The organism is Komagataeibacter kakiaceti JCM 25156, from assembly GCF_000613305.1.
The window spans coordinates 1-959 of the sequence record NZ_BAIO01000711.1; the positions used below are offsets into that span (position 1 = coordinate 1).

The window sequence follows — 959 nt, forward strand, 5'->3', positions numbered from 1 at the left end:
CCCGCCGCCAGTCGCCTACTACGCGCCGCCACCGCCACCCCCGCCGGTTGTGGTTTACGGACCCTATGGCGGCCCGGGCCGGCCCTATTACTGAGTCAGTCCGTCGCGCCTGACCGTAGCGTCAGGGCCATGATGGCCTTGCGCACGGCGGCGACATGATTGGTGACCTTCACCTTGCGCCATGATTCGACAAGGCGACCCGTCGCGTCGATGAGGAAGGTCGCGCGTTCGATGCCCATGTATTTGCGGCCGTACATGGATTTTTCCACCCACACGCCATAGGCCTCCGTCACCTTGCCATCGGCGTCCGAGGCGAGGGGGAAGGTCAGCCCGTGATCGGCGGCGAATTTCTCGATCGCGGGCATCCCGTCGCGTGAGACGCCGATGATATTCACGCCATCCTTCTGCAGGTCGGCCTGCGCGGCCTGGAATTCGCAGGCCTCCCTGGTGCAGCCCGATGTGTTGGCCTTGGGGTAGAAATACAGCACGAAGGGCTGGCCACGCAGGGCGTCAAGGCTGACCGTGCGCCCATGGCTCGCGGGCATGGTGAAATCGGGAACGGCGCTGCCGGGTTCGGGGAAAGGGGGATTGGCCTGACTCATGACCTGCCTTGCTGATCTGTGCGCATGCGGTGTGTGGCCCGTGGCCCCGCATGCGTGGTTATGGGGTGCGCGATCATGCAATGCTTTGGGGTGGCGGGAAACTCCCCTGCGGCGTCGCGGGCGCGGATGTGTCCGTAATGGGCGGGATCAGGCGGTCAAACACGGCGGTGACGCGCGCGGCCATCCGGTCCATGAGCCTGAGCAGGCTGGCGGCGTCGCTCACCCCGAATTCCCCGGTCAGGATTTCAAGGCTGGCGGCGGGCATGGTGTCGGGCACGTCGCTGCCGCATATGATCCGGGTCAGCCCCTGCAGCGAACGCCAGAACAGGTCGGCCCGGCGCAGCAGGCGGGCATCGG

At 66.4% G+C, this 959-nt stretch carries 2 protein-coding genes; both read right to left on the reverse strand.

The features are described from left to right. Positions 1-95 precede the first annotated feature (95 nt). Positions 96-602, reverse strand: a complete 507-nt coding sequence (locus tag JCM25156_RS18190) for a peroxiredoxin (RefSeq protein WP_025814262.1) — start codon at positions 600-602, stop codon at positions 96-98. Positions 603-675: 73 nt separating this feature from the next. Then, positions 676-959: hypothetical protein (locus tag JCM25156_RS26055; protein ID WP_034961017.1), on the reverse strand; the 284-nt coding region annotated here is incomplete at its 5' end.